The sequence below is a fragment of the Streptomyces sp. NPDC017676 genome (assembly GCF_044329325.1).
Lineage (GTDB): Bacteria > Actinomycetota > Actinomycetes > Streptomycetales > Streptomycetaceae > Streptomyces.
Map to the genome: position 1 here is coordinate 327,561 of NZ_JBIRJA010000007.1, position 13,580 is coordinate 341,140.

Sequence of the window (13,580 nt, forward strand, 5' to 3'; positions counted from 1 at the left end):
ACGGAGGGAGCCGCCATGCGGGAGCACTACGTGTGGGTGACGACGCGCCGCCTTCAGCCGGGCACGCTGGAGGACTTCGAGGGTGCCTGGCGCCCCGAGCCCGCACCACAGGGCCTGCACCGGGCCTACGCGTACTGGTCCGAGGACGGACAGGAGATCACCGGGGTTTCGTTCTGGGACTCCCGGGAGGCGTGCGACGCGTGGCGGGCCTCCGAGGCGGAGGCGCGGCGGCGGGCGGCCATGGCCCCCTACGTCGCCGAGGAGCGCGAAGGCTTCTACCACGGCCGCGAACTCGGCCTGCCCGGCGCCACCGGCGGGTGAACGGGCCACACCGGGCCGCCGCGCCTACGGTGGAGACATGAGCGGGATCGTCGTCGTGTACGAGCTGGAACAGCCCGTGGCCGCACGTGTGCCCGCGGCCGGACCGCCCGACGCCGAACGGCCTCCCCGCAGGGTGCACGCGGCGCCCGCCGCCCCCGGCAGGTCCGGCGCCGCCGGCCCGCGGACCCTGTGCGGCAAGGACACCTTCGCCATGACGAAGGCTCCCCCGAGTCCTTCCGGGCCCCCCGGGGAGCCCTGGTACCCGGCCGCGTACGCGCCCCTGGTGTGCCCGGACTGCGACGCGGTGATGGAGATCTGACCGGTGCCGGTGCGACAGCAGGTGCCGCACCCCGGCCCCGGCCGGCCCGGCTCCGGGTACCTGCGGTCGGGAGGGGACGCCGAGGTGGAGGTGGACGCGGGGGCCCCGCACGTTCGCCGCGTCGCAGTGGCACACGCTTCCGGCGCGGACCACCGCGATCTGGATCTTCCCTCCACGTGCCGACCTCCCCCGGTCTCGGCTCCGCCCGGCCGGGCGGTACCCCATCGCCGATCCGCTTCTCACCGCCCACGCCTTCCTTGAGGGCGTCCTGGACTTCAGGGGCGCCCTGCGCCGCGCTCACCGAACTCTCCGCCCGCACCGGCCTGTTCCCGTGCGAGGCGGACCCCGACGTGCTTCACTGGAGCGAACACCGCTGGCAGGCGCACCTGACGCCGGAGGCTGCCGCCCGGGCCGCCGCCGTCTTCGGCCGGCCCGCGTTCACCGCCGTCGACGGCCACATCCACAGCGTCTGAGCACCCCGTCCGACTTCTTTTGTCACAGGCATTGACGGAGACCGGGCCCCCTCCTACCTTCAACGCGTCGTACTTCGTACGTCATATATGAGACGCGATATGTGAGATCCGAGAGGGCCGCATGAGCTCTGTGCCCACCCCGATCCCGTCCCGCACGCAGTACGTGCTCGACGCGATCAAACACCGCATCCTGACGGGGCAGTTGACGCCTGGTCAGGCCCTGGTGGAGGCGGAACTGGCCGCGCAGTTCGGGGTGTCCAAGACCCCGGTGCGCGAGGCGCTGAAGACCCTCGCCGGGACCGGCCTGGTGGTGATGAACCAGTACAAGGGCGTCACGGTGCGCATGGTGGACGCGGACATGGCGCGCGAGGTCTACGACGTACGGCTGCTGCTCGAACCCGAGGCCCTGCGCCGTGCCGTCGCGCGGGGCGCCTCCCTCGACGCCGCCCGGGACGCGCTGACCCGCGCCGACACGGCCACCGACACCGCCGAACGCTCCCTCGCCAACCGGGAGTTCCACCGGGCCCTCTACCTGCCGTGCGGCAACCCGCTGCTCGGCCGGATGCTGGACGAGGTCCGCGACCAGGCCGCCCTCGTCTCCGCCGTCGCCTGGGCCGCCGACCCCTCCTGGGAGCGGGAGGCCGCCGAACACCGGGAGATCCTGCGGCTGGCGCTGGACGGTGACGCCGACGGCGCCGCGAGCGCCCTGCACGCGCACATCGCGTCCTTCGTACGCCGTGCGTTCCCCGAGCCCCGCCCAGAGGAAGGCCAGAGATGAGCAGCGTGACGTTCGAGCGCCAGCGGGCGGCCCTGGCCGACGTCGTGGCCATCCCGGTGACCCCGTTCGCCGAGGACGGCTCCGTCGACCGGGAGACCCACCGGGCCCTGCTGCGCCGCCTGCTCGACGGCGGGATCAGGACCCTCACCCCCAACGGCAACACCGGCGAGTTCTACGCCCTCACGCCCGAAGAGCGCCGGCTCGTCACCGAGTCGACCGCCGAGGAGGCCGGCGACCGGGCCGCCCTCCTGGTCGGGGTCGGGCACGACCTGCCCACCGCCGTCGCCTCCGCCCGGCACGCCCGCGATCTCGGCGCCCAGATGGTGATGGTCCACCAGCCGGTGCACCCGTACGTCTCGGCGGCCGGCTGGGTCGACTACCACCGGGCCATCGCCGAGGCCGTCCCGGAGCTGGGCGTGGTGCCGTACCTGCGCAACGCCCAGTTGCCCGGGGCCCGGCTCGCCGAACTCGCCGACCACTGCCCGAACGTCATCGGCGTCAAGTACGCCGTCCCGGACGCCGCCCGGTTCGCCGCCTTCGCCCGGGACGCGGGCCTGGAGCGCTTCGTGTGGGTCGCCGGTCTCGCCGAACCGTACGCGCCCTCCTACTTCTCCGCCGGTGCCACCGGCTTCACCTCCGGACTCGTGAACGTCGCCCCGGCCGTCTCGCTGAACATGATCGAAGCGCTGCGGTCCGGCGACTACCCGGCCGCCATGAAGGTCTGGGAGCAGATCCGCCGCTTCGAGGAACTGCGCGCCGCGCACGGCAACGCCAACAACGTCACCGTCGTCAAGGAGGCGCTGGCCGCGCTCGGCCTGTGCCGCCGGGACGTCCGTCCGCCGAGCAGGCCGCTGCCCGAGGACGAGCGCGCCGAGGTCGCCGCCATCGCCGCCGGGTGGTCCATATGAGCGCCCCCCGCAAGAAGCCCGAGGAACTGCGCAGCCACCAGTGGTACGGCACCGACGGGCTCCGCTCCTTCAGCCACCGCGCCCGCACCCGCCAGCTCGGCTACCTGCCCGAGGAACACCTCGGCAAGCCGGTCATCGCGATCCTCAACACCTGGTCCGACATCAACCCCTGCCACGTCCACCTCCGCGACCGCGCCCAGGCCGTCAAGCGCGGAGTGTGGCAGGCGGGCGGCTTCCCGCTGGAGTTCCCGGTCTCCACCCTCAGCGAGACCTTCCAGAAGCCGACCCCCATGCTCTACCGCAACCTGCTCGCCCTGGAGACCGAGGAGCTGCTGCGCTCCTACCCGGTCGACGGCGCTGTCCTCATGGGCGGCTGCGACAAGTCCACGCCCGCGCTGCTGATGGGCGCCGCCTCCGTCGGCCTGCCCGCCGTCTTCGTGCCCGCCGGCCCCATGCTCCCGGGCCACTGGCGCGGCGAGGTCCTGGGCTCCGGCACCGACATGTGGAAGTACTGGGACGACAAGCGGGCCGGCCTCATAGGCGACTGCGAGATGGCCGAGCTGGAGAGCGGCCTGGCCCGCTCGCCCGGCCACTGCATGACCATGGGTACGGCGTCCACGCTCACCGCCGCCGCCGAGGCGCTGGGCGTGACCGTGCCGGGCGCGTCCAGCATCCCCGCGGTGGACTCCGGGCACGACCGGATGGCGGCGCGGGCGGGCCTGACCGCCGTCGAACTGGTCCACCGGGACCGCGGGCTGTCCGACATCCTCACCCGCGAGGCCTTCGAGGACGCCGTCACCACCGTGCTCGGCCTGGGCGGCTCCACCAACGCCGTGATCCACCTGATCGCGATGGCCGGCCGGGCGGGGGTCCGGCTCACCCTGGACGACTTCGACCGCATCGCCCGCACGGTCCCCGTCCTCGCCGACGTCCGCCCCGGCGGCCGGCGGTACCTGATGGAGGACTTCCACTTCGCGGGCGGTCTGCCCGGCTTCCTCTCCCGGATCACCGACCTGCTCCACCTGGACCGGCCGACGGTGGCGCACGACACCCTGCGCGAGCAGCTGGGCGGCGCGCGGGTGCACGACGACGACGTCATCCGGCCCCGGGACAACCCGGTCGCGGGCGAGGGCGGGGTGGCCGTGCTGCGCGGCAACCTCTGCCCGGACGGCGCGGTCATCAAGCACATCGCCGCCGAGCCCCGCCTGCTCAAGCACACCGGCCCGGCCGTCGTCTTCGACGACTACCGGACCATGCAGCGCACCATCAACGACCCGGCGCTCGGCATCACCGCCGACAGCGTGCTGGTGCTGCGCAACGCCGGCCCCAAGGGCGGCCCGGGGATGCCCGAGTACGGCATGCTGCCGATCCCGGACCACCTGCTGAAGCAGGGCGTGCGGGACATGGTCCGGATCTCCGACGCCCGCATGAGCGGCACGAGTTACGGCGCCTGTGTGCTGCACGTCGCCCCGGAGTCGTACATCGGCGGCCCGCTGGCCCTCGTGCGCACCGGTGACCTCATCACGCTGGACGTCGACGCCCGCAGCCTCCACCTCCACGTGGACGACGAGGAACTGGACCGCAGGCGGGCGCAGTGGACGCCACCGCCCGCGCGGTACGAGCGCGGCTACGGCGCCCTCTACAACGAGCAGATCACGCAGGCCGACACCGGCTGCGACTTCGAGTTCCTGGCCCGCCCGGGCACCGTCCCGGACCCGTACGCCGGCTGACGTCCCCCCGTCCCGTCACACCCCACGCACGTGTACATAGCAAGCGCTTCCTGCACTCCCTGTGATCGACCCCTTGCGAACGGAGAACAGTCATGGCCCAAGCCGCAGCCGTGGCGAAACCGCCCGCGCCACCCCGGCGGCGCCGTGCCTCCGCGACCCCGCGCAGGCTGCCGTATCTGCTGATCGCCCCGGCGGCCCTGCTGATGCTGGGTTTCATCGCCTACCCGGTGCTCAGCGTCTTCTACTACAGCCTGCGGAACTACAACCCCACCAAGCCGTGGCGGAACGGCTTCGCGGGCCTGGACAACTTCACCCAGGCCTTCGCCCACGACCCGCAGTTCTGGGACACGCTGACCTTCAGCGCCAAGTGGGTCGTGGTCGAGGTCGGGCTGCAACTGCTGTTCGGACTCGCCCTCGCGCTCATCGTCAACCAGACCTTCGTGGGCCGGGCGCTGGGCCGCGCCCTCGTCTTCTCGCCCTGGGCCGTCTCCGGCGTGCTGACCTCCGCCATCTGGGTGCTGCTCTACAACTCCCAGACGGGCATCACCCGTTACCTCGCCGACGCGGGGCTGGGCTCCTACGGCACCAGCTGGCTGTCGGACACCTCCACGGTGTTCCCGGCGGCGGTGGTCGCCGACCTGTGGCGCGGGGTGCCGTTCTTCGCGATCCTCATCCTCGCCGACCTCCAGTCCGTCTCCCGGGACCTGTACGAGGCCGCCGAGGTCGACGGGGCGAGCCGGCTCAAGCAGTTCTGGCACATCACCCTGCCCCATCTGAAGGACGCCATCGTGCTGTCCACGCTGCTGCGCGCGGTGTGGGAGTTCAACAACGTCGACCTGCTCTACACCCTCACGGGCGGCGGACCCGCCGGGGAGACCACCACCCTCCCCCTCTACATCGCCAACACCAGTGTCGACGCCCACAACTTCGGTTACGCCTCCGCCCTGACCACGGTGGCGTTCGTGATCCTGCTCTTCTGCTCGATCGTCTATCTGCGGCTGAGCAAGTTCGGAGGTGCCTCCAAGTGATCACCGAGATCGCTCCCGCGCCCGAGCGCGTGGCGGCCGAGCCCGCCCGGCCCGGCAGGAGGCGCCGCGCCTGGGACGAGGTCCCGCGCTGGCAGATCTACGTCCCCCTGACGGCCTACCTCCTGTTCACCCTGATCCCCTTCTACTGGATCCTGCTCTTCGCGCTCCGCCCGGCCGGCTCCACCTCGCTCGTGCCGTGGCCGATGACGTTCGAGCACTTCGAGAAGGTGTGGACCGAGCGCAGCTTCGGCACTTACTTCACCAACAGCGTCTACGTCGGCCTCGCCACCCTGGTGCTCACCACCGTGGTCGCCCTGGCCGGCGGCTACGCCCTGGCCCGCTTCGACTTCCGCCTCAAGCGCGGCTTCATGCTGGCCCTGCTGTGCTCCCAGTTCGTGCCGGGCGCGCTGCTGCTGGTGCCGCTGTTCCAGATCTTCGCCAAGCTGTCGATGATCAACTCACTCGGCAGCGTGATCATCGCCGAGACCGTCTTCCAGCTCCCGCTGTCGATGATCCTCATCAGCGGGTTCATCCGGAACGTGCCGTACTCCCTGGAGGAGGCGGCCTGGGTGGACGGCTGCAACCGGTTCACCGCCTTCCGGATCGTGGTGCTCCCGCTCCTGCGGCCGGGGCTGATCGCCGTCGGCTCCTTCGCCTTCGTACACGCCTGGAACCACTTCCTGTTCGCCCTGATGTTCCTCTCCGACCAGAGCAAGCAGACCATCCCGGTCGGCCTCAACACCCTGATGAGCGCGGACAGCGTGGACCTGGGCGCCCTGGCGGCGGGCGGCATCATCGCGGCGGTACCCGTGGTGATCGTGTTCGCCTTCATCCAGAAGTGGCTGATCACCGGGTTCAGTGCGGGGGCGGTGAAGGGATGAGCGTCGACGTCGTCCTGGCGGGCGCGCGCGGCCACGGCCGCCGGCACCTGGACAACATCCGCCGGCTCCAGGCCACCGGCCTCGTGCGGCTGGCCGGTATCTGCGAGCTGACCCCGCTGACCGGGGAGGAGATCCCGGACGGACTCGGCACACCCGAGCAGTCCGCCGACCTCGGCGCGCTCCTGGACGCGACCGGCGCCCGGATCGCGGTCGTCTGCACCCCGATCCCCACCCACACCGACCTGGCCCTCACGGCCGCCGCGCGCGGGGCGCACCTGCTGCTGGAGAAGCCGCCGGCACCGTCGTACGCGGAGTTCCGGCGGATGGCCGACGGGGTCGCCGAGGCCGGAGTGGCCTGCCAGATCGGCTTCCAGTCGCTCGGCTCGCACGCGGTCCCCGCGATCCGGCGCCTCATCACCGAGGGCGCGATCGGCGAGGTCATCGGGGTCGGCGGGGCCGGTGCCTGGGCGCGGGACGAGGCCTACTACCGGCGGGCGCCCTGGGCGGGCCGGCGCCGGCTGAACGGCGCCGACGTGGTCGACGGAGTGCTCACCAACCCCCTCGCGCACGCCGTCGCCACCGGCCTCGCCCTGCTCGGCACCACCCGCGCCGAGGACGTCACCGGCATCGAGACCGAGCTGCTGCGCGCCAACGCCATCGAGTCCGACGACACCTCCTGCGTCCGCGTCCGCACCCCGCGCGGGCCCGTCACGGTCGCCGCGACCCTGTGCGCGGAGCACCCCGGGGAGCCCTACCTGCTGGTGCACGGCAGCAGCGGCCGGATCACCTTCTGGTACAAGCAGGACCGGGTGCTGCTCCAGCGGACCGGCCACGGCCCGGAGGAGACCGAGTACGGCCGCACGGACCTGCTGGAGAACCTGGTCGCGCACCTGGACGACGGCGCGGAGCTGCTGGTCCCGCCGGACGCGACCGGCGCCTTCATGCGGGTGGTCGAGGCCGTCCGCACCGCCCCCGACCCGGCGCCGCTCCCCGAGGACGCCTGGCGCCCGCTGCCCGCCGAGCACCGCCGGATCGTGCCCGGCGTCGAGGGGCTGGTCGCGGCGGCGGCCGACACCCTCGCCCTCTACTCCGAACTGGGCGCCTCCTGGGCCCTGCCGAACGAGGTGAGCACCTGATGACGCCCCCCGACAGCCCGGTCCTGCGGGTCGCCGGCCGCCCGGTCGGACGCTACGTCACCCGTCCCGAGCTGCCCGCCCGGCTCTCCCCGCGCCCCCATCTGCACCCCGTCACCACCTTGGCCGGCACGGCGGTCACCGAGGTGAGCCCCGCCGACCACGCACACCACCTCGGCGTCGGTGTCGCCGTTCCCGACGTCGAGGGGCACAACTTCTGGGGCGGCCGGACCTTCGTCCGCGACCGGGGGCCGACCGAGCTCGACAACCACGGCGCCCAGCGGCACACCGGCTTCCAGCTCCGCGACCCCGACGGCTTCGTGGAGGAGCTGCGCTGGGTCGCCGCCGGCACCGAGCTGCTGCGCGAGCGCCGTACCGTCGCGGCCACCGGACTCACCGGGACGGCCTGGGCGCTGGACTTCACCTTCTCGCTCACCAACGTCACCCCCGGGCCGCTGTCGGTCGGCAGCCCGGCCACCAACGGCCGGCCCGGCGCGGCCTACGGCGGCTTCTTCTGGCGGGCCCCCAAGGAGTCCCGGCCCCCCGGGGTCTTCACCGCAGACCGGGAGGGCGAGACCGAGGTGCACGGCACCCGCGCCGACTGGCTCGCGCTGGCCGGATGGGGGTCCCCCCGTCCGAGCGGAGCCGAGAGTGGGGGAGGCTGGACGCTGGTCTTCGCCGGTGCCACCGAGGAGACCCGCCGGGACCCGTGGTTCGTCCGGGCCGCCGAGTACCCCGGGGTGGGCTCCTCCCTGGCGCACACCGAGCGGCTGACCGTGCCGCCCGGCGAGACCCTCGTACGCCGGATCGTCACGGTCGTCGCCGACGGCCGGCCCACCCGCGACGAGGCGGCGGCCCTGGTCCGCAAGGCGGTGAGCCAGTGACCACCTACCGCAACCCGGTCCTGAACGCCGACTGGTCCGACCCGGACGTCGTCCGCGTCGACGACGACTTCTACCTCACCGCCTCCAGTTTCGGCCGTGCCCCCGGCCTGCCGCTGCTGCACTCGCGGAACCTGGTCGACTGGACGCTCGTCGGCCACGCCCTCGAACGCCTGGAACCCGAGGAGGAGTTCGCCCGGCCCCGGCACGACCGCGGGGTCTGGGCGCCGGCCATCCGGCACCACGACGACCGCTTCTGGATCTTCTGGGGCGATCCGGACCAGGGCGTCTTCCAGATCAACGCGCCGGGGATCAGGGGCCCGTGGACCCGCCCGCACCTCCTCAAGCCGGGCAAGGGCCTGATCGACCCGTGTCCGCTGTGGGACGACGACACCGGCGAGGCCTACCTCGTGCACGCCTGGGCCAGGTCACGCTCCGGCGTCAAGAACCGCCTCACCGGCCACCGGATGCACCCGGACGGCACCTCACTGCTCGACGATGGCAAGGTGATCGTCGACGGGGACCGCCTCCCCGGCTGGTTCACCCTGGAAGGGCCCAAGCTCTACCGGCACGACGGCTGGTTCTGGATCCTCGCCCCCGCCGGGGGTGTGGAGACCGGCTGGCAGGGCGCGTTCCGCTCGCGCGGCTTCTTCGGCCCGTACGAGGAACGCGTCGTCCTGGAGCAGGGGGACACCGACGTCAACGGGCCCCACCAGGGCGGCTGGGTGCGCACCGCCGCCGGCGAGGACTGGTTCCTGCACTTCCAGCAGCGCGGTGCCTACGGCAGGGTGGTCCACCTCCAGCCGATGCGCTGGGACCCGGACGGCTGGCCGGTCCTCGGCGACGAGGGCGCCCCCGTCACCGAACACCGCCGGCCGGACCTCCCGCCGCAGCCGCCCGCCGCTCCGGCGGCCGACGACGACTTCCCCGGCGGCCGGTACGGCAGGCAGTGGCAGTGGACCGCCAACCCGGGCGACGGCTGGGCCACCCAGCACTCCGCGGACGGGCTGCGGCTGACCTGCCTGCGCTCGGCCGACGCCCGTGACCTCAGGAAACTGCCGAACGTCCTCACCCAGCGGCTGCCCGGCCGGCCGAGCACGATCGAGGTCGGGCTGTGCCTGGACGGCGCCGAGCCGGGTGCGCGGGCGGGTCTCGCGGTGCTGGGGGACGCCTACGCCTGGATCGGGCTGGAGCGCGGGGCCGACGGGACGGTCCGGCTCGTGCACCGGTTCGTGGAGGCGGTGGCCGACGCGGAGCGCGACGCCGGGGTGCCGTGCCTCGCCCCCGAGGGGCGGGCGCTGCTGCGGATCGAGGCCGGCGCCGGGGCGCGCTGCCGGTTCCGGTACGACGTCGGGGACGGCCTCCGCCCGTCCGGACCCGTCTTCGCGGCCACTCCCTGGCGCTGGGTGGGCGCCCTGCTCGGCCTGTTCGCCACCGCATCCGAGGGACCGGGACCCGCCGGAGCGGCGACCTTCACCCGGTTCCGGATCACCCCCCACTGAACGCCACACCGTCATGTCCCCGTTGGATCCAGCAGAAGAGAGCCGACCCATGAGAAGAAGCATCCGCAGAAGCAGGCGCGCCGCCCTCACCGTCGCCCTGGGCTCCGTCCTCGCGCTGACCGCCACCGCCTGCGGCGACGACGGCAGCGGCGGCGCGGGGGACAAGGGGGACGAGGGCTCCGGCAAGGGCACGATCACCTTCTGGGACAACAACGGCGGTGTCCGCACCGACATCTGGAAGCAGGTCATCGCCGACTTCGAGAACAAGTACCCGGACATCAAGGTCGAGTACGTCGGCATCCCGGCGGCCAGCGCCCAGTCCAAGTACGACACCGCCATCCAGGGCGGCGGCCTGCCGGACGTCGGCGGCGTGGGCACCGCGATGCTCGCCGAGGTCGCGGCCCAGGGCGCGCTGGAGCCGCTGGACGGCCGGCTGCGGAAGAGCCCGCTGAACGGAAAGCTGAGCCAGAACCTGATCGACGTCAGCAAGGCGGCCGGCGGCGGGAACACGCTGTACCAGGTGCCGACCTCCGCGAACAACGGCACGCTGTGGTACCGGACCGACCTGTTCAAGAAGGCCGGTCTGGACGCGCCGACCACCTGGTCGAAGTTCTACGAGGCCGCCGACAAGCTCACGGACAAGGGCAAGAACCAGTTCGGCTTCACCATCCGCGGCGGCGAGGGTGCCATCGCGCCGGCCCTCGACGCGGTGTACGGCCAGACCGGGATCACGTCGTTCTGGAACGGCGACAGGACCACCGTCAACGACCCCAGGAACGTGGCCGCCCTGGAGAAGTACGTCGCGCTGTACAAGAAGGACACCCCGTCCGCCGACGTGAACAACGACTTCACGAAGATGGTCGCCCAGTGGGACAGCGGCACGATCGGCATGCTGAGCCACAACCTGGGGTCGTACCAGGACCACCTGAAGGCACTGGGCAAGGACAAGTTCCGGGGCATCCCCAACCCCACGCAGGACGACGGCACCCGGGTGCAGGTCTCCAACCCGGTCGACGGGCTCAGCCTGTTCAAGTCGAGCAAGAACAAGGCGGCCGCGTGGAAGTTCATCGAGTTCGCCGTCTCCGCCGAGGAGAACTCCAGGTTCAACGAGTCGGCGGGGCAGGTCCCGGCCAACACCGACGCGGCCGAGGACACGTGGATCCAGCAGTCCGAGCCGACGAAGCTGGCGGCCGAGGCGCTGAACGGAGGCGACACGAAGATCGTGCAGCTTCCCTACTACCTGCCCGACTGGAACACGATCTCCAAGGCCGACAACGAGCCGAACTTCCAGAAGCTGCTGCTCGGGAAGATGAGCGCGAAGCAGTTCCTGGACACCCTGGCCGAGCAGCTGAACAAGGCGCAGGCCGACTGGAAGAAGAACCACTGAGAGCTCGGGTGGTCCCCGCCGCGGGGGCTGCGGGCCGGATGAGGCCGGTCGCGCGGTTCCCCGCGCCCCCCTCGGAGTTCCCCCACGCCGGAAAGGCGCCGATCTTGTCCCTCACCCGTAGGCAGGTCACCTCCGCCGCGATCGCTGCCGTTCCTCTCGTCGGCCGTTCCCGCCGGGAGTCCCGCACGCTGTACATCGCCGGTGATTCGACGGCCGCCCAGAAATACGCCGATGCCGCTCCCGAGACCGGGTGGGGGATGGCACTGCCCTTCTTTCTCCGCGAGGAGGTGACAGTCGCCAACCATGCCGTGAACGGGCGGAGTTCGAAGAGCTTCGCCGACGAAGGGCGGCTCGACGCGATCCTCGCCGGCATCCGCCCCGGCGACCTCCTGCTCGTCCAGTTCGCGCACAACGACGAGAAGGCCACCGATCCCGCCCGGTACACCGAGCCGTGGACGACGTACCAGCAGTACCTGCGGAGGTACGTCGACGGGGCGCGGGCCAGGAAGGCGCGCCCGGTTCTCGCCACCCCCGTCGAGCGCCGCAGGTTCGACGGCGACGGCAACGCCCTGCCCAGCCACGGCGACTACCCGGCGGCCATGCGGGCGCTGGCCGTGGCGGAGGGGGTGCCGCTCCTCGACGTCGAGGCGCTGTCGCTCGCGCTGTGGCAGCGGCTCGGGGCGGAGGAGACGAAGACCTACTTCAACTGGACCGCGACCGAGCAGGACAACACGCACTTCAATCCGCCGGGCGCGATCGCCGTGGCCCGGCTCGTGGCGCAGGAGCTGCTGCGCACCCGGGCGGCGGCCCGGCACGACGTCGTACGGCTGCACGAGGACATACCCACCTCCTGGATCACCTGGCCCCCCGCATAGCCGAGGAGAACCCCACAGTGCGCACATTGAAATGTCATGGACGTGCCATAGCGGCGCTGGCCGGCTGCACGGCCCTCGTCCTCGCCGTCACCGGCACCGCGTCCGCCCGGACCGCCCACCACGCCGGCCCCGGCCGGCAGGTGCTGCCCGCCGGGGACGGCTGGGCGGCCTACGGGACCGGGACGACCGGCGGTGCCGCCGCCGACCCCGCCCATGTGTACACCGTCACCACCTGGGAGCAGTTCAAGGCGGCCCTCGCGGACGGCGGCAGCGCGCCGAAGATCGTGCGCGTGAAGGGCACCATCGACGCCGACGGCCCGGACTGCGCCTCGTTCGCCGTCCCCGGGTACGACTTCGCCACCTACCTGAAGACCTATGACCCGGCGGTGTGGGGACGCTCGACGACCCTCGACGGCGAGCCCGACGGCAGCCCCGAGGGACTGCGCCGCGCCTCCGCCGCCCACCAGGACGCCTTCATCAAGGCGGACGTCCCGGCCAACACGACCATCGTCGGCATCGGCCGGAACGCCGGTTTCCAGGGCGCCAGCCTCCAGATCAAGGGCGTGGACAACGTCATCGTCCGCAATCTGGGCTTCGAGAGCCCTCTCGACTGCTTCCCGCAGTGGGACCCGACCGACACCGCCGACGGCAACTGGAACTCCGAGTACGACAGTGCCGTGATTCACGGGTCGACCCATGTGTGGATGGACCACAACACGTTCACCGACGGGGACCACCCCGACAGCACCCTGCCGTCGTACTACGGCCGGATCTACCAGCAGCACGACGGCGAACTGGACATCGTCAAGGGCGCCGACTACGTCACCGCCTCCTGGAACGTCTTCGAGGACCACGACAAGACGATCCTCATCGGCAACAGCGACAGCGCGGCCACGGCCGCCGTCGACCGGGGCCATCTGAAGGTCACCTTCCACCACAACCTGTTCCGGAACCTGGTCGAGCGGGCCCCGCGGGTCCGCTTCGGACAGGTGGACTCGTACAACAACCACTTCGTCGCCGGCGACGGCTACTCCTACAGCTACGGCATCGGCATGGAGTCCCAGCTCGTCGCCGAGCACAACGCCTTCACCCTGCCGGCCGGGGTGGGCGCCGGTTCGATCCTGAAGAAGTGGAAGGAGGCGCCGGTCACCGCCGCCGACAACTACGTCAACGGCGCGCCGACGGACCTCATCGCCGTCCACAACGCGCAGGTGCCCGGCGAGATCCTCCGGTCCGGGGCCGGCTGGACCCCGGTCCTGCGGACCCGGGTGGACCGGCCGCAGGCCGTGCCGGGCCTCGTCGACCACCGCGCGGGCGCCGGACACCTGCGCTGACCGCGTCGGCGTCACCGGGCCCGGGGCGCG

14 protein-coding genes are annotated in these 13,580 nt (G+C 72.1%); all 14 read left to right on the forward strand.

Going from position 1 to position 13,580, the window contains the following annotated elements; translation table 11 throughout:
• The first annotated feature begins 15 nt into the window (after positions 1–15).
• The 14 genes from ACH4LD_RS17750 to ACH4LD_RS17815 all read left to right on the forward strand — a co-directional run bounded on the left by ACH4LD_RS17750 (position 16) and on the right by ACH4LD_RS17815 (position 13,550).
• A complete protein-coding gene (locus ACH4LD_RS17750; RefSeq protein ID WP_398056986.1) occupies positions 16–321 on the forward strand; it encodes a hypothetical protein in 306 nt (101 codons plus the stop codon).
• Between the two features lie 37 nt (positions 322–358).
• Positions 359–640, forward strand: coding sequence for a hypothetical protein (locus ACH4LD_RS17755; protein WP_398056987.1), 282 nt, complete (start codon positions 359–361; stop codon positions 638–640).
• Between the two features lie 176 nt (positions 641–816).
• A complete protein-coding gene (locus ACH4LD_RS17760; RefSeq protein ID WP_398056988.1) occupies positions 817–1,113 on the forward strand; it encodes a hypothetical protein in 297 nt (98 codons plus the stop codon).
• 121 nt (positions 1,114–1,234) lie between these two features.
• Positions 1,235–1,891 (forward strand): GntR family transcriptional regulator, encoded by a 657-nt coding sequence (locus ACH4LD_RS17765; protein WP_132784053.1) that lies wholly within the window; start codon positions 1,235–1,237, stop codon positions 1,889–1,891.
• Positions 1,888–2,799, forward strand: a complete 912-nt coding sequence (locus tag ACH4LD_RS17770; RefSeq protein WP_398056989.1) for a dihydrodipicolinate synthase family protein — start codon at positions 1,888–1,890, stop codon at positions 2,797–2,799. Before ACH4LD_RS17765 ends, ACH4LD_RS17770 begins: the two co-directional genes overlap by 4 nt.
• The gene (araD, locus tag ACH4LD_RS17775) at positions 2,796–4,529 is read left to right on the forward strand and encodes an L-arabinonate dehydratase (protein ID WP_398056990.1); all 1,734 of its coding nucleotides are present in this window, start codon (positions 2,796–2,798) and stop codon (positions 4,527–4,529) included. The genes ACH4LD_RS17770 and araD overlap by 4 nt, the downstream gene beginning before the upstream one ends.
• A gap of 92 nt (positions 4,530–4,621) precedes the next feature.
• On the forward strand, positions 4,622–5,557 hold the full coding sequence (locus tag ACH4LD_RS17780; protein WP_132784056.1) for a carbohydrate ABC transporter permease: 936 nt from the start codon (positions 4,622–4,624) through the stop codon (positions 5,555–5,557).
• On the forward strand, positions 5,554–6,438 hold the full coding sequence (locus tag ACH4LD_RS17785; RefSeq protein ID WP_398056991.1) for a carbohydrate ABC transporter permease: 885 nt from the start codon (positions 5,554–5,556) through the stop codon (positions 6,436–6,438). The genes ACH4LD_RS17780 and ACH4LD_RS17785 overlap by 4 nt, the downstream gene beginning before the upstream one ends.
• Positions 6,435–7,574 (forward strand): Gfo/Idh/MocA family protein, encoded by a 1,140-nt coding sequence (locus tag ACH4LD_RS17790; protein ID WP_398056992.1) that lies wholly within the window; start codon positions 6,435–6,437, stop codon positions 7,572–7,574. The genes ACH4LD_RS17785 and ACH4LD_RS17790 overlap by 4 nt, the downstream gene beginning before the upstream one ends.
• Positions 7,574–8,455 carry a PmoA family protein gene (locus ACH4LD_RS17795; RefSeq protein WP_398056993.1) on the forward strand — a complete coding sequence of 294 codons (882 nt, stop codon included), beginning with the start codon at positions 7,574–7,576 and terminating at the stop codon, positions 8,453–8,455. Before ACH4LD_RS17790 ends, ACH4LD_RS17795 begins: the two co-directional genes overlap by 1 nt.
• Entirely contained in the window at positions 8,452–9,954 is a 1,503-nt protein-coding gene (locus tag ACH4LD_RS17800) for a family 43 glycosylhydrolase (RefSeq protein WP_398056994.1), read from the forward strand. Before ACH4LD_RS17795 ends, ACH4LD_RS17800 begins: the two co-directional genes overlap by 4 nt.
• A 49-nt stretch (positions 9,955–10,003) precedes the next feature.
• Entirely contained in the window at positions 10,004–11,341 is a 1,338-nt protein-coding gene (locus tag ACH4LD_RS17805) for an ABC transporter substrate-binding protein (protein WP_398056995.1), read from the forward strand.
• A 104-nt stretch (positions 11,342–11,445) separates the two neighbouring features.
• The gene (locus tag ACH4LD_RS17810) at positions 11,446–12,216 is read left to right on the forward strand and encodes a rhamnogalacturonan acetylesterase (protein ID WP_398056996.1); all 771 of its coding nucleotides are present in this window, start codon (positions 11,446–11,448) and stop codon (positions 12,214–12,216) included.
• Between the two features lie 17 nt (positions 12,217–12,233).
• Positions 12,234–13,550, forward strand: a complete 1,317-nt coding sequence (locus tag ACH4LD_RS17815) for a polysaccharide lyase family 1 protein (protein ID WP_398056997.1) — start codon at positions 12,234–12,236, stop codon at positions 13,548–13,550.
• Positions 13,551–13,580 lie beyond the last annotated feature (30 nt).

Coding starts and splice junctions, on each gene's coding strand:
- ACH4LD_RS17750 (WP_398056986.1), top strand. CDS start 16: ATGCGGGAGCACTACGTGTGGGTGACGACGCGCCGCCTTCAGCCGGGC.
- ACH4LD_RS17755 (WP_398056987.1), top strand. CDS start 359: ATGAGCGGGATCGTCGTCGTGTACGAGCTGGAACAGCCCGTGGCCGCA.
- ACH4LD_RS17765 (WP_132784053.1), top strand. CDS start 1,235: ATGAGCTCTGTGCCCACCCCGATCCCGTCCCGCACGCAGTACGTGCTC.
- ACH4LD_RS17770 (WP_398056989.1), top strand. CDS start 1,888: ATGAGCAGCGTGACGTTCGAGCGCCAGCGGGCGGCCCTGGCCGACGTC.
- araD (WP_398056990.1), top strand. CDS start 2,796: ATGAGCGCCCCCCGCAAGAAGCCCGAGGAACTGCGCAGCCACCAGTGG.
- ACH4LD_RS17780 (WP_132784056.1), top strand. CDS start 4,622: ATGGCCCAAGCCGCAGCCGTGGCGAAACCGCCCGCGCCACCCCGGCGG.
- ACH4LD_RS17790 (WP_398056992.1), top strand. CDS start 6,435: ATGAGCGTCGACGTCGTCCTGGCGGGCGCGCGCGGCCACGGCCGCCGG.
- ACH4LD_RS17795 (WP_398056993.1), top strand. CDS start 7,574: ATGACGCCCCCCGACAGCCCGGTCCTGCGGGTCGCCGGCCGCCCGGTC.
- ACH4LD_RS17805 (WP_398056995.1), top strand. CDS start 10,004: ATGAGAAGAAGCATCCGCAGAAGCAGGCGCGCCGCCCTCACCGTCGCC.